The organism is Mesorhizobium silamurunense (genome assembly GCF_014843825.1).
Taxonomy (GTDB): domain Bacteria; phylum Pseudomonadota; class Alphaproteobacteria; order Rhizobiales; family Rhizobiaceae; genus Mesorhizobium; species Mesorhizobium silamurunense.
In genome coordinates, this window is the sequence record NZ_JHQR01000075.1 from 12729 (window position 1) to 36676 (window position 23948).

Below are 23948 nucleotides of genomic sequence, written 5' to 3' on the forward strand. Positions count from 1 at the left end.
TTGTCCGCTACTCGGCGGCGCCGAGATATTCCGACAGCGGCGGGCAGGAGCAGACCAGGTTGCGGTCGCCTGCAACATTGTCGATACGCGATACCGGCGGCCAGTATTTCGCTGACAGATCGGCGTCACCGGCCGGATAGGCTGCATCGAGCCGCGAGTAGGGATGCGTCCATGCGCCGGCCAGCGCCTCGGCCGCGGTGTGCGGAGCGTTGACCAGCGGGTTGTCGTTGAGCGGCCATTCGCCCTTCGCCACCTTTGCCGCCTCGCCGGCGATCGCAATCATCGCCTCGCAGAAACGGTCGAGCTCGCGCTTGGGCTCCGACTCGGTCGGCTCGACCATCAGCGTGCCGGCAACCGGGAACGACATGGTCGGCGCATGGAAGCCGTAGTCGATCAGGCGCTTGGCGATGTCGTCGACGCTGATGCCGGCGCTTTCCTTCAGCACGCGTGTGTCGAGGATGCACTCATGGGCGATGCGATCGCCCCGGCCCTTGTAGAGGAGGGGGAAATGCGGCGCGAGCCGCGTCGCCACGTAGTTGGCGGAAACGATCGCCGTCTCGGTCGCCTGCTTCAGCCCGGACCCGCCCATCATGCGGATATACATCCAGGTGATCGGCAGGATGGATGCGCTGCCGAAAGGCGCGGCCGCCACGGCATGCGCCGAGCCTTCGGTGACATGACCCGGCAGATAGGGCTTCAGATGCGCCCTGACGCCGATCGGGCCGACGCCCGGGCCGCCGCCGCCATGCGGGATGCAGAAGGTCTTGTGCAGGTTCATGTGGCAGACGTCGGCACCGATGTCGCCGGGGCGGGCGAGACCAACCAGGGCGTTGAGGTTGGCGCCGTCGAAATAGACCTGGCCGCCATGCTCGTGGATGAGGGCACAGAGATGGCGCGCGCCTTCCTCATAGACGCCATGCGTCGAGGGATAGGTGAACATCAGCGCCGCAAGGTTCTTGGAATGCTCGTTGGCCTTGGCCCTCAGGTCGTCCATGTCGATATTGCCGTCGTCGGTGCAGCGCACGACGACGACGCTCATCCCCGCCATCGCCGCGCTGGCCGGATTGGTGCCGTGCGCGGAAGACGGGATCAGGCAGATGGTGCGATGGCCTTCGCCACGCGCGCGGTGATAGGCGCGGATGGCGAGCAGGCCGGCATATTCACCCTGGCTGCCGGCATTGGGCTGCAGGCTGACCGCGTCGAAACCGGTGATCTCCGACAGCCAGGCCTCGAGGTCGCCGGCCATGGCGCGATAGCCGGCCGAATGGCTGGCCGGCGCGAAGGGGTGCAGGTTGGCGACGCTCGGCCAGGTTACCGGCATCATCTCGGCGGCGGCGTTGAGCTTCATGGTGCAGGAGCCGAGCGGGATCATAGCGCGGTCGAGCGCGAGGTCCTTGTCGGCCAGCCGACGCAGGAAGCGCATCATGTCGGTCTCGGAATGGTTTTCGTGGAAGACCGGCTGGGTAAGAAACTCCTTGCCGCGCGGCTTGCCCGGCATGGAGCCGGTTTCCACCGCGCCGGTTTTGGCGCCGAACAAGGCCGCGATCGCCTCGAGGTCGGCTTCCGTCGACGTCTCATCGAAGGCGATGCTGATCTTGTCGGCATCGATGACGCGCAGCAGCCGGCCGGTCTTTTCGGCGGCGCCGGCTATTGCCGCGGCCTTGCCTTTCACTTCCGCCGTTACCGTGTCAAAGCGGTGTGTGCCGAGGACGGCTACGCCCGCTGCCTTGAGCCCCGCCGCAAGGCGGTTGGCAAGGGTGTGGACGCGCTCGGCGATCGCCTGCAGGCCGGCGGGGCCGTGCCAGATCGCATAGGCCGTCGCCATGTTGGCGAGCAGCGCCTGCGCGGTGCAGATGTTGGAAGTGGCCTTGTCGCGGCGGATGTGCTGCTCGCGCGTCTGCAGGGCGAGACGATAGCCGGGGCGGCCCTTGGTATCGGTCGACTGGCCGACGAGGCGGCCGGGCATCAGGCGGGTCAGTTTGTCGGAGACGGCGCAATAGGCGGCATGCGGGCCGCCAAAGCCCATCGGCACGCCGAAGCGCTGCATCGGACCGACGGCGATGTCGGCGCCGAGCTTTGCCGGCGTATCGGTCAAGGTCAGGCCGAGCGGATCGGCGATGAAGACCACCAGCGCGCCGGCGGCGCGGGCCTTTTCGATCGCGGCCTTGTGGTCGCCATAGACGCCGAAGGTGTCCGGCCAGGAGACCAGCAAGGCCGCGGTGTTGTCGTCGATCGTCTCGCCGTCGACCTCGGTGCCGAGGGGCTCGGCGCGGGTGCGCACGACATCGAGCGTCTGCGGGTGCGGCGTGCCGGCAAGCGCCACCTTGGTGCGCTTGTCGCGGTGATGGCGCAGCGCGATGCCGACCGCTTCGGCAACGGCGGTCGCTTCATCGAGCAGCGATGCCGACGCCACCGGCAGGCCGGTCAGCTCGGCGACCAGGGTCTGGAAATTGAACAGCATTTCCAGCCGGCCCTGGCTGATCTCGGCCTGGTAGGGCGTGTAGGCCGTGTACCAGGCCGGGTTCTCGAACATGTTGCGCTGGATGACCGGCGGCACAAAGACGCCGTGGTAGCCGGCGCCGATGAAGCTCTTCAGCACCGTGTTCTTCGCCATCATCGCCGACAATTCGGCCAGCGCTTCCGCTTCGCTGGCCGCAGCTGGCAAGGCGAGCGGCTGATCGAGGCGGATCGATCTCGGCACAGCCTGGCTGATCAGCGTCTCGACGGATGGAACGCCGATGGTGGCGAGCATGGCCCTGACATCGTTGACGTTGGGGCCGATGTGGCGGGCCGAGAAAGGAATGGGTGCTGCGGTCATTTCTAAAATCCTGGTATCAGCCGATATGGGCTTTGTAGGCGGCCTCATCCATAAGGCTGTCGAGCTGGCCTGTGTTGGAAAGCTTCATCTTCCAAAGCCAGCCGTCGCCGGACGCCGCCGAATTGACCAGCGAAGGGTCGGACGACAGCGAGGTATTGGCTTCGATGATCTCGCCGTCGACCGGCGCGTAGACATCCGAGGCCGCCTTGACGGATTCCACGACCACGGCAGTGTCGCCCTTGGCGAGCTTGCGGCCGATTTCCGGCAGTTCGACAAAGACGAGATCGCCAAGCTGCTCCTGCGCGTAGTCGGTGATACCGACAGTGGCGACGCCGCCTTCGACGCGCAGCCATTCATGGTCCTCGGTGAAATAGGTATTTGCCATCGGAAATTCATCCTTTGCGGTAGCGATGTGGCGTGAAGGGGAGCGATGTGACGTCGACGGGGATTTTGGTCCCGCGGACATCGGCGAACAGTCTGGTGCCGGGTTTGGCCAGCGCGGTGTTGACGTAGCCCATGGCCACCGGGTGGCCCGTCGAGGGGCCGAAGCCGCCCGAGGTGACGTGGCCGGCCGGATTGCCGTCGGTGTCGATCAGCGCCGCGTCTGCGCGCACCGGCTGGCGACCATCGGGCTTCAGGCCGACGCGCTTCTGCGACGGACCGCGCTCGAGGATCGAGCGCAACGCGTCGGCGCCGATGAAATGACCGGAGGCGCGGACCTCCTTGGGGATCGCCCACATCAAACCGGCGCTCGCCGGGTCGATCTCGGGTGTCAGATCATGGCCGTGAAGGCAAAGCCCGGCCTCGAGGCGCAGGCTATCGCGGGCGGCGAGGCCGATCCATTGCACGCGCTCGTCCTGCAGCAGCTTCGCGACGAGATCGCGGGCGTCCGCCTCGGGCAGCCCGATCTCGAAACCGTCCTCGCCAGTATAGCCGGAGCGGCTCATGAACCAATTTTGCCGGGGCTCGATACCATGCATGAACAGCAGCGAGCCGGTTTCGATGCCAGCCCGCGCAAGGGCCGCCCAGGCATCCGGTCCCTGGATCGCCAGGAAAACCCGATCAAGCGGTTCCACCCTTGCGTCGAAATCCGCGGCCAGCGCGTGAAGATGCTTTTCGTCCTCGACAGCGTTGCCGGCATTGGCCACCACCATGAAGCGGTTGTCGCCGAGCCGGGTGACGATCAGGTCGTCGATGATGCCTGCCGCCTCGTTGAGGAAGAGGGTGTATTTGGACTGAGAGATTTCCAGCGCGCCGGCGTCAAGCGGGCAGGCGCGGTTCAGCAGCGCCGCAGCATCCGGACCGCTGACCTCGAACAGCTTCATATGCGAGATGTCGAAGAGGCCGGCATGCTCGCGCGTGTGAAGGTGCTCCTTCATCACGCCCGCCGGATAGGTCAGCGGCATCGACCAGCCGGCGAACGCGCCGAAACGCGCGCCAGCGGCGTGGTGCAAACCCTCGAGGGGTAGGTGTTTGGTGTCTTCGCCCGTCATGTCTTCTCCAGAGTCGCACGCGATTCGACCGCCATTGGCGGTCCAGTCCGTGCCCCTCTGTCTGAAGCCTGAGAGACTCGCGCCCCGTAACTCTGTCGGCAGCGCTTACACCTTCGGCGCGGGAAGATTCCCGACTTTCCAGAGTTGTCTTTCCCGTCCACGGTTCTTTTGCCTGAGAGATTTCGGGCGATTTCCCCTTCGGCGACAGCTTTTGCTGTTCTCTCCCGCAAACAGGTAGGACTCAGTCACCTGAATCCTCGACGCGCCATCCATAGCCCGTCGGCGACACCTTGTCACCTCCCCGCGACATCCAAACAAGGTGGCTTGAGGCTACTGCTTCGGCTTGGCATGTTCCGGCTTGGCGCCGGTGTCGAAGCGCGACATCCACTTGAAGCCGCCAAACCAGTAGCGGCGCACGCCCGCGATTGTGCCGTCGGCGGTGCGCGCGCCGATCCAATTGTTGACGTACTGGACGAGGCGGACATCGTCGGGGCGCAGGGCAAAGGCTTCCGGCGTGCGCAGCAACGGGCCGCCTACCAGCTTGAATTTCGCGTCATAAAGCCTGGCTGCCATTTGCGGCGTCGGCGATGTAGCCACCATGGCTTGCGCATTGCCGCCGATGAGAGCGGCAAGGACGTCGGCGGTGTTGTCGAACGAAACGATGTTCGCCTTCGGCAACGCCTCCTTCGTCGCCGCCTCGTCGGTGGAATTGGAAAGCACGGCGATCTTATAACCGGGCGCCGTCAGCGCCTTGCCCGGCCGTTTGCCGAGGCTGGCGATGGAGGCAACCATGCGAATGTCGGCGGCGCCCGTGGGGTTGGAGAACACGACCTCGCGGGCACGCTCTGGCGTGTTGGCATAGCCGGCCGCGATCAGGTCGAAGTCGCCCTTGAGCAGCCGCTGTTTGAGGTCGTTCCACGGCACCTCGATCAGCTTCAGCTCAACGCCGAGATCCGAGGCAAGCGCATTGGTGAGATCGACGTCGTAGCCCGCGAATTTGCCATCGGCCTTTTTGAGGATCCAGGGCGGATTGATTGCGACCCCGACCGTCAGCGTCTTCTGATCAATGACGCGTTTGAGACTGTCGTCAGCGCGGGCCGGCAAGAGGGTAAACCAGGCAGAAAGAGCAAGTATAATCGCGGCAATTATCTTAGCGCGCATGAATATAACCTCGCTGCTGGCCCCTCTGGTTGTCAGATTTACACAGAGGTGCCATTCTGTCGATAGCGGAGCCTGATGGAGACTTGCAAATGTCGACGCGGATGGCGGTTACCGGTTCGATCATGTTTCTGGCCTGCGCTTTCGGCAATCCGGCAAAACTATCGCTTCTGCCCGATGCCGCGCAGGCGGCAGGCCCCAAACGCGTGGTCTGCTCCAGCGCGGATTATCGCTACTCCTATTGCGGGGTCGACACGCGCGGCGGCGTGCAATTGACCAACCGGCTGTCGAAGTCGCGTTGCCAGTACGGCAGAAGCTGGGGCTATGACGGCGGCGGCATCTGGGTCGACAATGGCTGCTCGGCGGAATTCCTGGTCGCCGGCTCCGGCCGCAGGCCGTCTCCCGGCGATGCGGCGGCGGCGATCATTGTCGGGGGCATTGTCGGCGCGATCCTCGACAACAACAACCAGCACGGCCACCATTCGGACAATTACTATCCGAGGCCCAAGCCGCGGCGCGACGATCGGTGGATCGATCCGACGCCGCAATTCGACAAGGACGGCAATCCCAATTTCGATACCCACGGCAACTATCAGGGATGCCACGGCGTCGGCTGTATGGTGGATAATCCGGACGACACGCAGGACGCCCCACCTGAGCCCGGTCAAACCACTTTCGATAGTTCGGACGAATGATCGCGTCGCCAAGGCCTGCATGCTGAACGCCGGACGCGTCCGGCCGTTGCCTATTGGGAGCCGTCGTCTTGCAAAGGATGATGTTGGAATGGCCTTCGGGCCACCCGGCGAGTTCGGCCATGCGCTGGAAGCCGGCCTTTTCGTAGAGGCCAGGTCGAGACCCACACGCGCCACGCGCCACGAGCGGCCGCCTCGGAGACAAAAGCATCAAGCAGCTTCCTGCCGTGGCCGACACCTCGGCAGGTTTCCTCGACCCACATCAGCTTAAGCTCGGCGATCCCCGCCCAGGAATAACCAGCGCGATGCCGACGGCGCATCCATTTCCGTCTCGCAACGCAAAGACCAGGTTCCGGTCGTCGTTGCGGCCGACAAGGCGCCGGTTGTCCCCGTTTAAGCGCTCCTCAATGGCATCGAGTTCGGTCGGCGCCAGATCATGCTCGGCCAGCAGGCGAGGGGGCATCAAATCCCGCCGTACCAGTCGTAGCCATTGTCCTCCCAATAGCCGCCGCGGCCGCCCCCGATAGCGGTGAAGCTGTCGATCAGCTCTATTTTGTAGAGATATTTCGGCATCTTGTAGCCGAGCTGGCGCTCGACCCGCACCCGCAGCGGCGCGCCGTTCTCGACTGGCAGCGGCTTGCCGTTCACGCCATAGGCCAGGATCGTCTGCGGGTGGCGGGCATCGATGAGGTCTATGCTGCCGTAATATTTGATGTCGCCCGACAGGCTTTGCTCGATCGTGTCGAGGCAGTGGAACATGACATAACGCGCCTCAGGCTTGACGACCGCCTGGTCGAGCACCAGCGCCAGCGGCGTGCCGGTCCATTTGGCGATGCAGCTCCAGCCTTCGACGCAGTCGTGGCGGGTGATCTGGGTTCGGCTCGGCATGTTCTGGAGCTGTTCGCGAGTGAGCGACAGCGGTTTTTCGACGAGGCCGGTAACCTCCAGGCGCCAGTCGGCGAAATTGTTGGTGAGAAGACCCTTGTAGGTGTCGTCGTCGGGCGCGGTGACGCCGTTCGGCCGCTGCGGCTGGCGGATGTCGGCCTCGGTGAATTCCGGCGCCAGCGCATCGCGGCCGGCAAGCAGGCGCTGCGCGCGCCAGGTCAGGCCGTTGGCGTTTTCGAGAAAGCTGCGCAATCCGCCGCCGATGCCAAGGCCGCTGTCGAAGGCGTCGCAGCCCGACAGCGCGATGCCGGACAGGCCGAGGCTGGCCGAGGTGAGGAACTTTCTTCGGCTCATCTGAAACTTGGGGCTGATCTGGAATTTTGCCATGTCAGGCGCTCCTCTCGGTTGCCTGGTCGTGCTTCGCGGGCGGGTCGGTGCGGTACCAACCGGTGATGATCGAGCGCAACTCGTTGATCGGACCCGCTGCCACGATCATCAGCATGTGGATGATGAAAAAGAGGACGAGCAGCACCATGACGGTGAAGTGGATGGTGCGCGCCGTCTGCCGGCCGCCCAGGATTTCATTAAGCCAGGGAAGCACCGAATTCATGCTCGGCGACATCGCAAGCCCGGTGATGATCATCAGCGGCAACAGCACGAAGAGTACGCCGCCATAGGCCATTTTCTGCAGCGTGTTGTATTCGCGCGTGTGGTGGAATTTCAGCTTCGCATGGTCGACGATGTCACGCGGCAGCTTGCGCAGATCCTCGACGCGCGGCGCCAGATCGCGACGGATATGGCCGTTGACGAGGCCGGCGATCAGCCAGACCAGCAAGGTGGCCGAGAGCACCCACGCGAAGAAGAAGTGCACGACGCGCGCTGTGCCGAGGTCGTAATAGGAGGGGATCGTCGCCCAGGCCGGGAAGGCGCGCGGCGTCTCCTGACCAGGAGGGCCGGACCAGCCGAGCACGCCGGTGGTGTCGAAGCGATAGCCGAAGATTTCGGTGAAGCCGCGCGGTCCGTTGTCGGTGTTCTCCGCGCCGATTTGGAGGATCGTATTGTTGAACCCGAAGCCGGACTGCTTGCCGATATAGAGTTGGGGACGCGCGTTGAAGATCTGCAGGCCCGAAAGCAGCATGAAGAACAGCGAGAAGGCCCAGATCCAGTGGGTCAGGCGCGTCCAGCGCGACTGCCGGTAGATCAGCGTTGCGTTCTTCGTGTCCGCTTCGGCGGTTTGGCTTGTGGCAGCAGAATCCATTCCGTCCTCCAGCCGCGCCACCCGGCACGGCTCTTTCAGATCATTGTCTTTCCCCCAATACGTCGCTGCGCAAGGCAATGTTTCATGCGATCACGGATTTATTACGGGGCACCCAGGCTGACCGCGAGGTTGACCGCCGCGGCAACGATCACCGTGTTGAAGAAGAAGGTCAGGATCGAATGGATGAGCACGACCTGGCGCATGTGCGAGGTGGTGACCGCAGTGTCGGACGTCTGCGCGGTCATGCCGATGACCGTCGAGAAATAGAGGAAATCCCAGCCTTCCGGCCTTTTGTCGCCGGGGAAATCAAGGCCGCCGACCGGCATCTTCCTGTTGGCTTTCTCGTCGACCTCGACGCCATCCATCCAATAGACATGCGCATAATGCAGCGCCGCCATGGCGTGGATGGTGAACCAGCCGAGCGGGATCGACAGCATCGCGAACAGGATCTCCAGCGGATGCGTGGCATCCTTTTGGTTGATGAGCTGAAACAGCGAGCCGATGGCGATGCCCACGACAAAGAGCGTGACGGCGAAGATCAGCAGCACCGGAAGGTCGGTGGCGCGCGCGTTCTTGCTGAGGTAGCGGCCGGTAAGCCTCGGCATCAGGGCAAGGACCAGAATGATGAAAGTCGCAAAGAACACGTTGGCGCCGATCGAGTAGGGAAGCGGCGCTCGCAAAAGCAGTGCAAGAAGCAGCGCGACGATGCCGAAGGCTGCGGCCAAAGCGAACTGCATGTGCCGATGCATCGGCGTGTCGACGGATGTATCGTCACCCATGGCCCGGCCTCGAAAAGGGCGTTCGGATCAGTCCGGTGTGACGGATTTCAACGCCCGCCGCAAGATGCGGTCGAGCTCGCCGAGGAAGTTCGACCTGTCCTTCTGCGTGAAGGCCGCGTTGAAGCCGCGGCTCTCGCCGGTCTCGCGCAGATGTTGCTTGAGATCGCGCATCGCGACTGCCATGCCGATGGTCTCTCGCGTGAAGGGACGGCCTGTGGGTCCCAGCACATGCGCGCCGAGCGCCACCGTGCGCGCGGCGAGCGGGATATCGGCCGTCACCACGACGTCGTTCGCCCTCGCGTTCTCGACGATCCAGTCGTCCGCCGCATCCGCGCCCTTGGAGACGACGACATTGCGGATCATAGGATCGCGCGACGGCCGCAGCCCGCCATTGGAGACATAGGTGACGACAATGCCGTGACGTTCCGCCACTTTCTCGACCTCGGCCTTGACCGGGCAGGCGTCGGCATCGACGTAGATGACGGGTGCGGGCATCGTCTCTCCAAACGAACATGGGGCCGGCGTGTCGGCCAGCCCCATGGCAGAAATCGCAGGATTTGTCAGGCCGCCAGGGCTCCCGACTTCTTCGCCGTCCAGGTGGCGATGTAGTCCATCAGGCCGGGGTTGAGGCAGTCATAGGGTTCGAGCCCGATCGACTTCAACTGGCCGCGGATGCCGGCCATGCGGCTCGGATCGACGCCGGATTCGATGATCGACGACACAAACGCGGCGAAGCCCGGCGGCGACCAGCCATCCTCCTCGAAGCGCTCGGGATGGATGAAGGACAGGCCCTTGAAGGGATGGTCGCGCTCGACTGGGCCATACATGTGCACGCCGCAGCCGGTGCAGGCGTGGCGCAGGATCAGCGCTGCCGGGTCGACCACCTTCAGCTTGTCGCCATTCTCGGTGACGGTGACGTCGCTTGTGCCGGCAACGGCAACCACCGAGAAGATAGCGCCTTCTGGCTTCCAGCATTTGGTGCAGCCGCAGGCGTGGTTGTGGGCGATCTGGCCCTTGACCTTCACCTTCACCGGGTTGCTGGTGCAGGCACAGACCAGCGTGCCGCCCGAGAAGCTCGCGCTTTCCTTCGGCAGGCCGTTATCGATCTTCGGATGCAGTTTTTCCGCCATTCGTCCTTCCTCCCATGTTGACCACAGAGGTCGCAGGCCTTCCGGCCTGCGGCCTTTGCGGCATTGCTTCAGTAAACCACGACGCTCCGGATCGACTTGCCCTCATGCATGAGGTCGAAGCCCTTGTTGATGTCTTCGAGCTTCAGCGTATGGGTGATCATCGGGTCGATCTGGATCTTCTTCTCCATGTACCAGTCGACGATCCTGGGCACGTCGGTGCGGCCGCGCGCGCCGCCGAAGGCGGTGCCCATCCAGGTGCGGCCGGTGACCAGCTGGAACGGTCTGGTCGCAATCTCCTGGCCGGCGCCGGCAACCCCGATGATGACCGACTTGCCCCAGCCGCGATGCGAGGCTTCCAGCGCCTGGCGCATCACCTTGGTGTTGCCGGTGCAGTCGAAGGTGTAGTCGGCGCCGCCGATCTGGTCGGCGCCGCGCTTGGTCATGTTGACCAGGTACGGCACGATGTCGCCGTCGATCTCCTTCGGATTGACGAAATGCGTCATGCCGAACTTCTCGCCCCAGGCCTTCTTGTCGTTGTTCAAGTCGACGCCGATGATCATGTCGGCGCCGGCAAGGCGAAGACCCTGGATGACGTTGAGGCCGATGCCGCCGAGGCCGAAGACGACCGCCGTCGCACCTTGCTCGACCTTGGCCGTGTTGATGACCGCGCCGATGCCGGTGGTCACGCCGCAGCCGATGTAGCAGATCTTGTCGAAGGGGGCGTCGGGATTGACCTTGGCGACCGCGATCTCGGGCAGCACGGTGAAGTTGGAGAAGGTCGAGCAGCCCATATAGTGGAATAGCTTTTCGCCGCCGACCGAGAAGCGCGAGGTGCCGTCGGGCATCAGGCCTTGCCCCTGGGTGGCGCGGATGGCGGTGCACAGATTGGTCTTCCTCGACAGACACGACGGGCACTGCCGGCACTCGGGCGTGTAGAGCGGGATGACGTGGTCGCCCTTCCTGACCGAGGTGACGCCCTTGCCGACATCGATGACGATGCCGGCGCCCTCATGGCCGAGGATGGCCGGAAAGATGCCTTCCGGGTCGGCGCCCGAGAGCGTGAACTCGTCGGTGTGGCAGATGCCGGTCGCCTTCACTTCGACCAGGACCTCGCCCTCGCGCGGGCCTTCGAGGTCCACCTCCATGATCTCCAGCGGCTTTCCGGCGCCAACAGCGACTGCGGCACGCGTTTTCATGAGGCATTCCTCCCATGGCAATCTTCAAGTTTCAGCTTTGGCGGGCTGCCAAGCCTGCCCGGCGAGGCTAGCACCAGCCTGCCGTTTATCATGCGCCCGCGAATACCTTATCGGGTTCCGAGGTAGGGGCCAACGTCTGTTGCGACGTTTTTCGGCGCGGTTTCTGCAATCGGTGTCAGGCGCCGAGAGCAGGGGGGCCCAGACACTTGAGACGCGCCGGAATTGTCCATAGAACTGGGCGGCTTCGCCGGAGGACAACATCCGAATGTTCAAGAAGATCCTGATCGCCAATCGCGGCGAGATCGCCTGTCGCGTGATCAAGACCGCGCGCAAGATGGGGATCGCCACGGTCGCGGTCTATTCCGACGCCGATCGCGATGCCATGCATGTCGAAATGGCCGCCGAAGCCGTGCATATCGGCCCGTCGCCCGCCGCGCAGAGCTATCTCGTCGCAAAGAAGATCATCGCCGCCTGCAAGGAGACCGGCGCCGAGGCGGTGCATCCAGGCTATGGCTTCCTGTCCGAGCGCGCCTCCTTCTGCGAGGCGCTGGAAAAGGAAGGCATCGTCTTCATCGGGCCGAAGCCCAAGGCCATCCGCGCGATGGGCGACAAAATCGAATCGAAGAAATTCGCCAACCAGGCCAAGGTCTCGACCGTGCCCGGCTGGCTCGGCGTCATCGAGAACGCCGACCATGCCGAAAGGATCGCCGGCGAGATCGGCTACCCGGTCATGATCAAGGCCTCGGCCGGCGGCGGCGGCAAGGGCATGCGCATCGCCTGGAGCAAGACGGAAGTGCGCGACGGCTTCGAGCGCGCGCGTTCGGAAGCGAAAAGCTCGTTCGGCGACGACCGGGTCTTCATCGAGAAATTCGTCGTCGATCCGCGCCATATCGAGATCCAGGTGCTGGCCGACGCGCATGGCAATGCGCTCCATCTCGGCGAGCGCGAATGCTCGATCCAGCGCCGCAACCAGAAGGTGGTCGAAGAGGCGCCGTCGCCATTCCTCGACGCCAAGACGCGCAAGGCCATGGGCGAGCAGGCAGTGGCGCTGGCAAAAGCCGTCGACTACCAGAGCGCCGGCACGGTCGAGTTCATCGTCGACAAGGACAAGAACTTCTATTTCCTTGAAATGAATACGAGATTGCAGGTCGAGCATCCGGTGACCGAGCTCGTCACCGGCATCGACCTAGTCGAGCAGATGATCCGCATTGCCGCTGGCGAAAAGCTCTGCATCAAGCAGAGCGACGTGAAGCTCAACGGCTGGGCGGTGGAAAGCCGCCTCTATGCCGAAGACCCTTTCCGCAACTTCCTGCCGTCAATCGGCCGGCTGACGCGTTACCGGCCGCCGCAAGAGGGCGCATTCGGCGACATCGTGATCCGCAACGACACCGGCGTCGCTGAAGGCTCCGAGATATCGATGTTCTACGATCCGATGGTGGCAAAGCTCTGCACCTGGGCGCCGACGAGGCTGGAGGCGATCGATGCCATGTCCGAAGCTCTGGACAGCTTCGTGGTCGACGGCATCGAGCACAACATCCCGTTCCTGGCGGCGCTGATGCAGCATCCGCGCTGGCGTGAGGGGCGGCTTTCGACCGGCTTCATCGCGGAGGAATATCCGGACGGTTTCGCGCCGGTAGAACCGGATGGCGAGGAGAGGGCGGTATTCGCCGCGATCGCCACCGCGATCGAGCTGCTGCGCCGGGACCGGCTCGACCGCCTCAGCGGACGGCTGGCGCCGCATTCCGGCCATCTCAAGCGCGACTGGGTGGTGAAGCTCGGCACGGACTATCTTGCCACCGGCATCGTCGACGGCATGGTTTCGATCCCGATGGAGGTCGATCTGTCGATCGATGGCGGCAAGCCGCTGACGGTCGCCTCCGACTGGCGACCCGGCGACGCGATCTGGCACGGCACGGTCGGCGGCAGCCGGATCGCGGCGCAGGTCCGGCCGGTGCCGAACGGTTTTCGTATCGCCTGGAAGGGCATGTCGGTGACGGCTCAAGCCATGCTGCCGCGTACGGCGGAGCTTGAAAGGCTGATGCCGGAGAAGCTGCCGCCGGATACTTCGAAAATGCTGCTCTGCCCGATGCCTGGCCTCGTCGTGTCGATCGCCGTCGCGGAAGGGCAGGAGGTCAAGGCCGGCGAGACGCTGGCCGTGGTCGAGGCGATGAAGATGGAAAACGTGCTTCGCGCCGAGCGCGACCTCACCGTGGCGAAGCTCAACGCCAAACCGGGCGACAGCCTGGCGGTGGATGCGGTGATCATGGAATTCGCCTGAGCATTGGCGGCAAGGGGTCGAAAGCCTGTGGTCCGCGACCGATTGTGCTGGACTGGCATCGCTCCGTCCGGGACAATACATCAGCACAGATGAGTCCTTGGGATAGCGCGAAAAAACATGGCGGATGAACGACTTCCACGCGACCCGTTGCAGCGCGAAGCAGCCGTGAAGGCCGCGCGGCCGGAAGCGTCGGCGCGGACGTTTATCCATCTGCGCGTGCATTCGGCCTATTCGCTGCTCGAGGGCGCTCTGCAGCTCGGCGCGATCGTCGGGCACGCGGTCAAGGACGAAGCGCCGGCGATCGCGGTGACCGACACCAACAATCTGTTCGGCGCGCTCGAATTCGCCCAGAAGGCGGTGAAGGACGGTATCCAGCCGATCATCGGCTGTCAGGTCGATCTCGCCTTTTCCGGCGAAGCCAGCGATGCCCAGCGCGACCGCCGCCGGCACGGTCCCGAGATGTCGCCGATCGTGCTGATCGCCGCCAGCGAGGCGGGTTATGCCAATCTGGTCCGGCTGATCAGCAAGGTCTATCTGGAGACGCCGCCCGGCGATCCGGTGCATCTGACCAGCGCGATGCTTGAAGGCCGTTGCGATGGCTTGATCTGCCTGACCGGCGGACCGCGCGGCCCGATCGGCAGCGCGCTTAAGGCGGATCGCCGCGACCTCGCCGAGCAGCGGCTGCTCTTCCTCAAAGGCCTGTTCGGAGACCGTCTCTACGTCGAACTGGAACGGATCGCCGGCTATGACCGCATGGTCGAAAAGTCGACGGTCGACCTTGCCTACAGCCACGAACTGCCGCTGGTCGCCACCAACGAGGCCTTCTTCTCCAAGCGCGAAGATTACGAGGCGCATGACGCGCTGATTGCGATTGCCGAAGGCTCGGTGGTGGCCGCCGACAACCGCCGGCGGCTTTCGCCGGACAATTTCCTGCGCAGCCAAGCGGAGATGGCGCGGCTGTACTCGGACCTGCCGGAAGCGATCGACAACACTGTCGAGATCGCGATGCGCTGCTCCTACTATCCCAAGAACCGCAGCCCGATCCTGCCGCGCTTCACCGGAGCCGACGCCGCCGACAAGGATGCGGCCGAGAAGGCGGAAGCCGCGGAACTCGCGCGCCAGGCACGCGAAGGCCTGGAGGCGCGACTTGCCAAGCACGGGCCGACGCCCGGCTATACGATCGAGCAGTATCGCGAGCGGCTCGAATTCGAGCTCGGCATCATCGAGAAGATGAAGTTCCCCGGCTACTTCCTGATCGTTGCCGACTTCATCAAATGGGCAAAGGCGCAAGGCATCCCGGTCGGGCCGGGACGCGGTTCGGGCGCCGGCTCGCTGGTCGCCTACTCGACAACCATCACCGACATCGACCCGCTGCGCTTCTCGCTGCTGTTCGAACGCTTCCTCAATCCGGACCGCGTCTCGATGCCCGACTTCGACATCGACTTCTGCCAGGACCGGCGCGAGGAGGTCATCCGCTACGTCCAGCAGAAATACGGCCGCGACCAGGTGGGGCAGATCATCACCTTCGGTACGCTGCAGGCGCGCGCCGTGTTGCGCGACGTCGGCCGCGTGCTGCAGATGCCTTACGGCCAGGTCGACAAGCTCTCCAAGATGGTGCCGCAGAACCCGGCCAATCCGGTCAAGCTGGCGGATGCGATCGCCAACGAGCCGCGCTTCGCCGAGGAGGCGGAAAAGGAGCCGATCGTGCAGACGCTGCTCGACACGGCGCAGAAGCTCGAAGGCCTCTATCGCCACGCCTCGACGCATGCCGCCGGCATCGTCATCGGCGACCGGCCGCTGTCGGAACTGGTGCCGATGTACCGCGATCCGCGCTCGGACATGCAGGTCACCCAGTTCAACATGAAATATGTCGAGCAGGCGGGGCTCGTAAAATTCGACTTCCTCGGCCTGAAGACGCTGACGGTGCTGGAAACGGCGGTGAAGCTGATCCGGCGGCGGGGTGTCGACATCGATCTTGCCCGCATACCGCTCGACGATCCCGATACCTACTCCATGCTGTCGCGCGGCGAGGTGGTCGGCGTGTTCCAGGTTGAAAGTGCCGGCATGCGCAAGGCGCTGATCGGCATGCGGCCGGACTGCATCGAGGACATCATCGCGCTGGTCGCCCTCTACCGCCCCGGCCCGATGGAGAACATCCCGACCTACAACGCCAGAAAGCATGGCGAGGAGGAGATGGCCTCGATCCATCCCAAGATCGATCATCTGGTGAAGGAGACGCAAGGCGTCATCGTCTACCAGGAACAGGTGATGCAGATCGCGCAGGAGCTTGCCGGCTATTCGCTCGGCGAAGCCGATCTCCTGCGCCGCGCCATGGGCAAGAAAATCCGCGCCGAGATGGACAAGCAGCGCGAGCGCTTCGTCTCGGGCGCGGTGGAGCGCGGCGTCGGCAAGCCGCAGGCCGATTTCATCTTCGACCTTTTGGCCAAATTCGCCGACTACGGCTTCAACAAGTCGCACGCCGCCGCCTACGCCGTCGTTTCTTACCAGACGGCCTATCTCAAGGCGCACTACCCGGTCGAGTTCCTGGCGGCGTCGATGACGCTCGACATGAGCAATACCGATAAGCTTGCCGATTTCCGCCAGGACGCGCTCCGCCTCGGCATCGAGGTGCTGGCGCCCTCGGTGATGTCCAGCTTCCGCCCCTTCGAGGTCGGCGAGAACAAGATCTTCTATTCGCTTGCGGCGCTCAAAGGCGTCGGCGACGCGGCGGTCGAGCATATCGTCGAGAAGCGCGGCGAGAAGCCGTTCAAAAACCTTGCCGATTTTTGCGAGCGGGTCGATCCGAAGATCGTCGGCAAGCGCGTCTTCGAAAGCCTGATCATGGCCGGCGCGCTGGACTGCTTCGGGCATGACCGCGCCGTGATGATGGCCGGCGTCGAGCGGATGATGGGGCTGGCCTCGCTAGCGCAGCAAAACGCGATCTCCGGCCAGGCCGACATCTTTGGTGCATCGCTCGGCGCGCAATCACAGGCGCTCAACCTGCCGGCAACCGATCCCTGGCTTGCCGCCGACCGGCTGCACCGCGAATTCCAGGTGGTTGGCTTCTATCTCTCGGCGCATCCGCTCGACGAATACAAGGCAGCACTCCAGAAGATGCGAGTGCAGAGCTGGGCGGAATTCGCCGCAGGCGTTAAGCGCGGCGCGACCAATGGGCGGCTTGCGGGAACGGTTACTTCCAAACAGGAACGCAAGACCCGGACGGGCAACAAGATGGGTGTAGTTCAGTTTTCCGATACGACAGGACAGTATGAGGCGGTTCTGTTTTCCGAAGGCTTGGCGCAATTTCGCGATATGCTGGAGCCTGGCAACTCGGTGGTGATCACCGTTGCGGCTGAGGACCGACCCGAGGGCGTCAATCTGCGTATTAACTCGGTGCAATCGCTGGATGATGAAGCCAGTCGCATTCAGAAGGCACTGCGCATCTTTGTCAGAGATGATCGCCCATCTTCTACCATTCAATCACAGCTTAAACAGCGTGGCGACAGTCAGGTTAGCATTATCGTGCTTAAGGGAGAGGCGCAGGGCGAGGTCGAGATCGATCTGGGTCGTTACCGCGTCTCGCCGCAAATCGCATCTGCCATGCGCGCGGTGCAGGGCGTTGTGGAAGTGGAACTGGTATAGGTATGATCTCCGAAGTGCTAAAAGCCACCGAAATTCATCTAGGCTTGAGCAACGACCCGGATGGATTTTTTGAAGCGCCGCCGTAGTGTGACGCCAGCGACTAGCCACGTCGGCAAATCCGGATGCGCTGGGCTTACGACGAGAGCATAATAACGCCCGCCCAATACTCGCCAAACCACGTCATTCGCTCAACGGCGTATGGTTCTGTATATCTTTGACTAACTTGTTCTTGCTAATGTCGCAGCTAGGCTGCGGAAGTGTTGGGGGCGTGTGCCTAGGTCGTCAGCAAGGCGACGATTGGGCAGGAACGGGGCACTATGGTCGACAAGTCGAATTTCGCGATAGTCCAGACTGATCTCGATGGGCAACACGCCGATGATGCGGGGGCACCGCTCGTGTCGGCCATTATCCCTTGCCTTAACGAAGAGCGCACGCTCGGCATCTGCATCCGCAAGGCACTCGACGTCTTTGCAAAGCGGGGCATCAAGGGCGAGGTCGTCGTCGGAGACAATGGGTCAAGCGACCGGTCAGTCGAGATTGCCGAGTCCCTCGGCGCGCGCGTCGTGCACCAACGGGTCAAGGGATATGGCGCGGCGATCAGCGCGGCGGCTGAAGCTGCGCGGGGCAAGTACCTCATCATGGCGGATGCGGACGATTCCTACGACTGGAGCAGCCTCGGCGATTTCATCGACGCGCTGGAGGACGGTGCCGAACTGGTGATGGGTGATCGCTTCGCGGGCGGTATCGAGCCCGGCGCCATGCCTGCGCTGCATCGGTATCTCGGCAATCCGGTGCTTTCAACGATTGCCCGCTGGCTCCACCATTCTCCGATACACGATTTTCATTGCGGCATGCGCGGGTTCACCCGCGATGCGTTCCGCAGGATGGGCGCGCGCTCGCCCGGCATGGAATTCGCTTCGGAGATGGTCATCAATGCGCACCGCGCCGGGCTGGTGATCCGCGAGGTGCCGATCAAGCTCTATCCGGACAAGCGCGGCCGCCCGCCTCATCTGCGCTCGTTCCGCGACGGTTGGCGACACCTGCGCCTGATCGTGGCCCATGCGCCCAACACCATGTATCTCATACCGGGGGTGACCTTGCTGGTGGCCGGCATCGCCGGCCTCGCGATACTCGCCGCGGGACCGGTCCGGATCGGCGGGTGGTATTTCGGAATCCACTTCGTCGCGCTCTCGGCAATGGCGACGTTGATAGGTCTTTCGGCGATCCTTTTCGGCATGCTGGCCAAGGTGGCGATCGCTATCTATCACCCGGTCCACGGGGGCCGAATCGTGCCGTGGCTGATGCGCGGCCGCCCGTTGGAATGGCTGGTCTTTTCCGGTGGCGCGCTCGCGCTGGCCGGCTTTGTCGCGGACGTGCTGCTGGCGCTGCATTGGATTTTTGTCGGCGGTCCGATGGAGCAGTCGGTGCACCTGACCTTTGTGATCACCACCGCCTGTGTGGCCGGCATGTCCATGGTGCTGGCCGGCTTTGTGCTCAAGTTGCTGCTTGATAACCTGGACGGCAGGCGTGCGTTCTGACTGTTCGACTGGCTTCCGAGCGGAAGAGGTAGCTGCGTGATCGAAAAGCCATTTCTGTCCGTCGTCATACCGGTCCACGAAGGAGCGGCATGGATTGGCGCGACACTTGACTCGCTGGTCGCCGAGCCGACCGGTGGCCTGGAGATAATCGTTATCGACAGCAGTCCGACGAGCGCCACCGCGGCCGTTGTCGAGCGATTTGTCCACCGATTGCCCCTGCGGCTGCTTCAGCGAAGGGACCTTGGACAGTGGCAGACGAAGACCAACTTAGGCGTCGAGCTGGCGGCCGCCGATCATGTTTGCATACTTCCATCCGACGATTTGTGGCTGCCAGGGCGCGTCGAGGCCGTTCGCCGCTGGCTCACGGATGCGCCCGAAGCCGCGCTTCATCTGGCCCCGACCGCTATCGTCGACCGCTACGGCCGTCGAATGGGGCGTTGGAACTGTCCCTTGCCGGCTGACGAGGTGCTCGAAGCTGAATTCCTGCTGGAACGGCTGCTGGTGCAAAATTTTGTCTCGGTGCCCGCTCCGATATTCCGCCGAAGCGCATGGCTGGCGTGCGGCGGGGTGGATGAGAAACTCTGGTACACGGCGGATTGGGACATATGGGCCAAGCTCGCCAGTACTGGACCGGTAACCTATCACGACGAGATCACGACGGCCTTTCGGGTTCACGGCAGTTCGCTGACTGTAACCGGATCCCGTGATGCGAGCGAGTTCCGATCACAAATGCAGACTGTGCTGGAGCGCCATCTGCCCCGGCTTCCAGCGAGGAGCCGTCGCAGGATAGGGCCTGCCGCCAGGGCGTCGATCAGCGTCAACGTGTCGCTGGCCGCCGCGTCGGCCGGCAACTTGAAGGGCTTGGTTCGTGCGGCTGGTGTCGTGCTGTCGCTCGGGCCGATCGGAATGAGGCGCTATTTGCGCGACTCGCGGTTGCGTGAGCGTGTCGTGTGCCGGCTTCGCGCGAAACTGACAGGAGCTTTCTGACGCCAATGCCCAGCCCTGCCATGAACTCCGGCGAGCAGGTGGAGCAGAAGCGCTATGCGGCTGCCCCCGAACGACCGCTTTTGGAACGGGGGTGGCGGTACATGCTGGTGGGGTTGGTGTGCGCCATCACGCACAACGCCATCATGATTGCGGTCGATAGAGTGGGAGGGCATTACCTGCTGGGCACCGTGGTTTCATTCATGGCCGTGTCGCCCCTCGGATACGCACTGCACAGCTGGTTCACCTTTGCCGAGCCTCTTCGTTTGAAGGCATTCGCGCGTTTCGTAGGAGGCATGGCCGCAGCCTATCCGATCTCGACAGCCATAATGATCGTTCTGTGTTCCGGCCTCGGTCTTAGTGTTGCAATTGCGACTCCGATTGCCACCGTCGCTCTATTCGCGTGGAACTTTGTCGCCGCGCACTGGGCCATCCTTCCGCGGTTCTATCTGCGGCTCGCACCTGTGCCAACGGCACCCTCCCGCCCGGCGAAACAGCATTCAATAGGAAACGAGGAATAAGAATGTCAGCACCAGGTCAGGTCGCGCGCAGGGTTCTCGGCCGCCATTTCAAGCCGGTCGGCAATGTCTATCGCCGTGTGTTCGTCAACCTCGACAGAATCGCGGATTTTCTCGACGGCGAATTGCCGAACGGCGCGAAGGTCCTGGACATCGGCGGCGGTGACGGCGCCCTTGTCGAGCGGCTTTTAAATCGGCGCCCTGACCTCGCGGTTACGATGTGCGATCCAGCTCCCTCGGTCGGCACATTCCTGAGCAATGCAAATCGAGCAAGGGTCGAACTTCTGCCCGCGACTTATCTCACCGACGTGATCGGGCTCTATGATGCCGTCACGATTTGCGACGTCATCCATCATGTGCCGGTCGATCAGCGCGACGCGTTCTTCAAATCGCTGGCCGAAAGCTGCGAACATTGGGCCTGCCGGAAGATCATCCTGAAGGACGTTGAGCCGGGAGGCGTACGCGCCATGCTGTCGCTTCTTTCGGACTGGCACATTACCGGAGACAAGCATGTCGTGCTGTTTTCACGCTCGGACTTTGCGGCCATGGCGCGACGGTATTTCCCAAAGGCGCAGAGAGCATCGGCTGTACCGGACTGGCCGAACTATTGCGAAGTGTTGAGTTGGTAGCTCTGAACGGGAATGCCGGCATGGACCTCTTCCTGGGAGCTGGCGTCCTCAAATTCGCTGTTTGCGGGTGGAGCGGCGGCCCCGAATAGCGACAGGGGCGCGCAATCGCTGCGCCGCGAGGGGCGCGGGTGGCTCACCCTGAGCCGGTTTGGGGGCATTTTGGACACGCAAGAACTTGGACGCAGATCAAGCCAGCTATTCGGTCTCGGGCAGCGCCAGGCAACGATTTTTCTGAGCGTCCTGATCGCACTTAAGATCATTTTACTCTTCATCTTGGCTTGGAACGCCCGCTTCGTCATGGACGAATTCGTCCAACTCGGATGGGCCAAATATTTCTCCAATGGCCTGTTCGGCACGGTCTGGCACGCCAAGGCGGTCGGCTATGCGATCTTCTACGAGATCGCACACCTGATCGGTTGGGATGCCACGTCAATTCTGCTTGCTGGCCGTATGCAGACAGCGCTGCTGGCATGCGCGACCATTGCTTTCGTCTACGCTTGCGCTCGCGCGCTGGGGGAGGATCGGATCCGTGCCTTGGTCATCGTCCTCCTGCTCCTCTGCTTCTCGAATTTCATGGAGCGCATCTTTCGCACCATCGCCGAACCGCTGGCGGTGTTCTTCGCCGTGGCGGCGCTGCTGGTCGTCCTGCGGGCGCGTGAATTGAGGGGATGGCAGCTCGTCGCTGCCGGCGCCTTGAGCGGCCTGTCCTTTCTCGCGACGCAGAAATCAATCTACTTCAATCTTGCGCTCGGGCTTGGTCTGGTCGCCGACGCGGTTTTGATGAGACGCTACGCGGCGGGCATCGCCCGCGGCGCGTGGCTCGTGCTGGGATGGACTGTTCCCATAATCGCCTATTGCTTCATCTTCGGCGGCGCCGACCCCGTTCCTGTCGCCAAGAGCCTCGTATTCGGTCCGCTTGAGATCGCGATGCGCGGCGGCGGTGACTACGGGGGGCTGAGGCGCTTCGTGTTGCAGACGCTCGCGCGCAACTATGTTCTCTATGTCTTCTGCTTCTCCGGCATGGCTCTGTCTCTGATGCAGATCATGAAGCTCGACGAGCGACGGCGAATTGCGCTGATCTTCTCGGCCGTCGTCACGGTGCTGGTCTTCGCGCACGACCAGCCATGGCCCTACGTGTTCATCATGGCGTTGCCGTTCATGTCGCTATGGTCATTGACAATGCTCGACGGCCTCGCAACCCGCGTGCCTTACCTGCGCTTTGCATGGGTAGCGCTCGCCACGGCGATGGCCATAAGCTTCGTTGTCAATTTACTCTACCTTCGCTTCGACAATGCGGCACAACTTGAACTGGTGGCGCGCGCAGAGTCACTGCTTGCACCGGACGAGCGGTATTTTGACGGCGTAGGAATGCTACCCAATCGGATGGAGCCGACAACCTTATGGCTCGACAAACACTACGTGCTCGCGACCTTGCGGGAAGGCAAGAACTCCGCGGCCTACAACGTCCTTGGCAAGTCTCCGCCAAAGCTGATCCTGTGGTCCTACCGGATGGACTATATCTATCCGGTGGTCGCGCCCCTGATTTTGAACAGCTACGTCCGTGTCGCGCCGAACCTCAGGATCGCCGGTTCTCGCCTTCATCCCGGTGAGCGGAAGATTTTCGAGGTTCCGATTGCCGGAAGCTATGCGCTCTACAGCGCTGATGGAACGCCTTTGCGAGGCCAGGTCGAAATCGACGGCAGCGTGGTTGATCCACCATTTCACCTTACGACCGGGCCAAAGACCGTGACATTGCGCGACAGTTCAGGGGAAGCATTGCTGCTGCCGACGGGTTCGTACGCCGGCCATTTCAAGGCCGGCGGTGACAACGATTTTCTATTCGATGGTGTCTATGACTGAGTGCCGCTCGATCGACGAGGTCGACGTCAGCCAGCCTGTCGGATCGCAAGCGACCGGACCGGGCAAATGACCTTGTAGCTACGAGGTGGCGACTTCGGCCGGCTGCGGCGCTTTCCGCTGCAGGTTGAGCAGATTGCCGGTCAGGATCAGCAAGGCGCCGCCGGCGGTGAAGACATCGATCTGCTCGCTGTAAAGCAGCCAGCCGATCAGCGCCGACAGCGGCACGCGCAGGAAGTCCATCGGCGAAATGACGGTCGCATCGGCGTGGCTGAGCGCGCGGGCCATGCAGAAATGCGAAGACATGCCGGTAAAGGCGACCACGAATATCGACGGCCACAGTTCTACCGCCGGGTTGCGCCAGACATAGAGCGCCGGGACGAGGCCGACCACGGACTGGATGATCAGCATCCAGAAGATGATGCGCACGACGCTGTCGGTTCGCGTCAGCGACTTGACCATGACCACCGAGACGCCGAAGCAGATAGCGGCTCCCAGCACGACGAGATGGCCGGGATCGACCGAGCCGACGCCGGGACGCACGATGATCACCACTCCGATCAACCCCAGCACGATCGCTGTTAACCTGGGCCGCGACAGCCTTTCGCCAAGAAAGCTCACCGCCAGGATCGCGGTCCAGATCGGGGTCGTGAACTCGATCGAGATCAGCACGGCCAGCGGAATCAAGGTCAGGGCATAGAGCCAGGCGGCCTGGCCGGCATAGTGGACGACGTTGCGAGCGACATGGGCGAGGGGGCGCTCGGTGCGCATCGCGTTGAAGCCGCCGCCCGTCATCACCAGCGGCAGCAGGATAAAGAAGCCGATTACCGATCGCAGCTCCAGTACCTGAAAGACATTGAGCGCGGCGGTCGCGGTGCGGCCGGCGACCGACATCGCCAGGAACGAGGCGATCGACAGCGCCATCCAGAGCGCGGCCTTGGTGATCGAGGGAGCGGGTGCCATGGGCGCTATTTCGCAAGCCAGACCTTCGACCGCAACCGCTAGTCCATGCATTCGACTGGGCCAGCACCGGCGGCGTTGGAAAGCGGCGTTAAAAAACGGTCACGTTGAAGGCGGAACCTGCAGCCGTCGC

General features: G+C 63.2%; 20 protein-coding genes and 1 riboswitch. Of the genes, 8 read left to right on the forward strand and 12 right to left on the reverse strand.

The genetic code is table 11. The features are described from left to right. Positions 1–7 precede the first annotated feature (7 nt). The 4 genes from gcvP to DH10_RS09250 all read right to left on the reverse strand — a co-directional run bounded on the left by gcvP (position 8) and on the right by DH10_RS09250 (position 5472). On the reverse strand, positions 8–2818 hold the full coding sequence (gene gcvP, locus DH10_RS09235; RefSeq protein ID WP_192243731.1) for an aminomethyl-transferring glycine dehydrogenase: 2811 nt from the start codon (positions 2816–2818) through the stop codon (positions 8–10). 16 nt (positions 2819–2834) lie between these two features. Further along, on the reverse strand, positions 2835–3203 hold the full coding sequence (gene gcvH / locus DH10_RS09240) for a glycine cleavage system protein GcvH (protein ID WP_192243729.1): 369 nt from the start codon (positions 3201–3203) through the stop codon (positions 2835–2837). Between the two features lie 7 nt (positions 3204–3210). Next, the gene (gene gcvT, locus DH10_RS09245; RefSeq protein WP_192243727.1) at positions 3211–4311 is read right to left on the reverse strand and encodes a glycine cleavage system aminomethyltransferase GcvT; all 1101 of its coding nucleotides are present in this window, start codon (positions 4309–4311) and stop codon (positions 3211–3213) included. 150 nt (positions 4312–4461) lie between these two features. Next, positions 4462–4548, reverse strand: a riboswitch (glycine riboswitch). Positions 4549–4641: 93 nt separating this feature from the next. Further along, the gene (locus DH10_RS09250; protein WP_192243725.1) at positions 4642–5472 is read right to left on the reverse strand and encodes a transporter substrate-binding domain-containing protein; all 831 of its coding nucleotides are present in this window, start codon (positions 5470–5472) and stop codon (positions 4642–4644) included. 89 nt (positions 5473–5561) lie between these two features. On the opposite strand from DH10_RS09250, the gene DH10_RS36265 reads away from it, so the two are divergent. Then, positions 5562–6164: a DUF3011 domain-containing protein gene (locus DH10_RS36265; RefSeq protein ID WP_210324964.1), complete on the forward strand. Its 603-nt coding sequence runs from the start codon at positions 5562–5564 to the stop codon at positions 6162–6164. 259 nt (positions 6165–6423) lie between these two features. Here DH10_RS36265 and DH10_RS09265 read toward each other — a convergent pair whose 3' ends face one another. From DH10_RS09265 to DH10_RS09295, 7 genes are all read right to left on the reverse strand, one after another. After that, positions 6424–6624, reverse strand: coding sequence for a hypothetical protein (locus tag DH10_RS09265; protein WP_192243723.1), 201 nt, complete (start codon positions 6622–6624; stop codon positions 6424–6426). Next, positions 6624–7433 (reverse strand): molybdopterin-binding protein, encoded by an 810-nt coding sequence (locus DH10_RS09270; protein ID WP_192243721.1) that lies wholly within the window; start codon positions 7431–7433, stop codon positions 6624–6626. The genes DH10_RS09265 and DH10_RS09270 overlap by 1 nt, the downstream gene beginning before the upstream one ends. 1 nt (position 7434) lies before the next feature. After that, positions 7435–8304 (reverse strand): cytochrome b/b6 domain-containing protein, encoded by an 870-nt coding sequence (locus tag DH10_RS09275; RefSeq protein ID WP_192243719.1) that lies wholly within the window; start codon positions 8302–8304, stop codon positions 7435–7437. 101 nt (positions 8305–8405) lie between these two features. Continuing rightward, entirely contained in the window at positions 8406–9083 is a 678-nt protein-coding gene (locus tag DH10_RS09280) for a DUF1345 domain-containing protein (RefSeq protein ID WP_192243717.1), read from the reverse strand. A gap of 27 nt (positions 9084–9110) precedes the next feature. Further along, the gene (locus DH10_RS09285) at positions 9111–9578 is read right to left on the reverse strand and encodes a YaiI/YqxD family protein (RefSeq protein ID WP_192243715.1); all 468 of its coding nucleotides are present in this window, start codon (positions 9576–9578) and stop codon (positions 9111–9113) included. A 65-nt stretch (positions 9579–9643) separates the two neighbouring features. Continuing rightward, entirely contained in the window at positions 9644–10213 is a 570-nt protein-coding gene (gene gfa / locus DH10_RS09290; RefSeq protein WP_192384626.1) for an S-(hydroxymethyl)glutathione synthase, read from the reverse strand. 68 nt (positions 10214–10281) lie between these two features. Beyond that, positions 10282–11409, reverse strand: a complete 1128-nt coding sequence (locus tag DH10_RS09295; RefSeq protein WP_192243711.1) for an S-(hydroxymethyl)glutathione dehydrogenase/class III alcohol dehydrogenase — start codon at positions 11407–11409, stop codon at positions 10282–10284. 265 nt (positions 11410–11674) lie between these two features. Between DH10_RS09295 and DH10_RS09300 the strand changes: the two genes are divergently transcribed. From DH10_RS09300 to DH10_RS09330, 7 genes are all read left to right on the forward strand, one after another. Beyond that, positions 11675–13687 carry an acetyl-CoA carboxylase biotin carboxylase subunit gene (locus DH10_RS09300; RefSeq protein WP_192243709.1) on the forward strand — a complete coding sequence of 671 codons (2013 nt, stop codon included), beginning with the start codon at positions 11675–11677 and terminating at the stop codon, positions 13685–13687. A 117-nt stretch (positions 13688–13804) separates the two neighbouring features. After that, positions 13805–17329, forward strand: a complete 3525-nt coding sequence (gene dnaE / locus DH10_RS09305; protein WP_192243707.1) for a DNA polymerase III subunit alpha — start codon at positions 13805–13807, stop codon at positions 17327–17329. A 317-nt stretch (positions 17330–17646) separates the two neighbouring features. Next, complete coding sequence (locus DH10_RS09310; RefSeq protein WP_192243705.1) at positions 17647–18867, forward strand: glycosyltransferase family 2 protein; 1221 nt, start codon at positions 17647–17649, stop codon at positions 18865–18867. Positions 18868–18903: 36 nt separating this feature from the next. Further along, complete coding sequence (locus DH10_RS09315) at positions 18904–19854, forward strand: glycosyltransferase (protein ID WP_312891179.1); 951 nt, start codon at positions 18904–18906, stop codon at positions 19852–19854. Between the two features lie 5 nt (positions 19855–19859). Further along, the gene (locus DH10_RS09320) at positions 19860–20372 is read left to right on the forward strand and encodes a GtrA family protein (protein WP_192243703.1); all 513 of its coding nucleotides are present in this window, start codon (positions 19860–19862) and stop codon (positions 20370–20372) included. 2 nt (positions 20373–20374) lie between these two features. Next, positions 20375–20998, forward strand: coding sequence for a class I SAM-dependent methyltransferase (locus tag DH10_RS09325; protein ID WP_192243701.1), 624 nt, complete (start codon positions 20375–20377; stop codon positions 20996–20998). A gap of 12 nt (positions 20999–21010) precedes the next feature. After that, positions 21011–22858 carry an ArnT family glycosyltransferase gene (locus DH10_RS09330; RefSeq protein WP_192243699.1) on the forward strand — a complete coding sequence of 616 codons (1848 nt, stop codon included), beginning with the start codon at positions 21011–21013 and terminating at the stop codon, positions 22856–22858. 78 nt (positions 22859–22936) lie between these two features. Here the strand turns inward: DH10_RS09330 and DH10_RS09335 are convergent, their stop codons facing one another. After that, on the reverse strand, positions 22937–23818 hold the full coding sequence (locus DH10_RS09335; protein ID WP_192243697.1) for a DMT family transporter: 882 nt from the start codon (positions 23816–23818) through the stop codon (positions 22937–22939). Between the last annotated feature and the right edge of the window lie 130 nt (positions 23819–23948).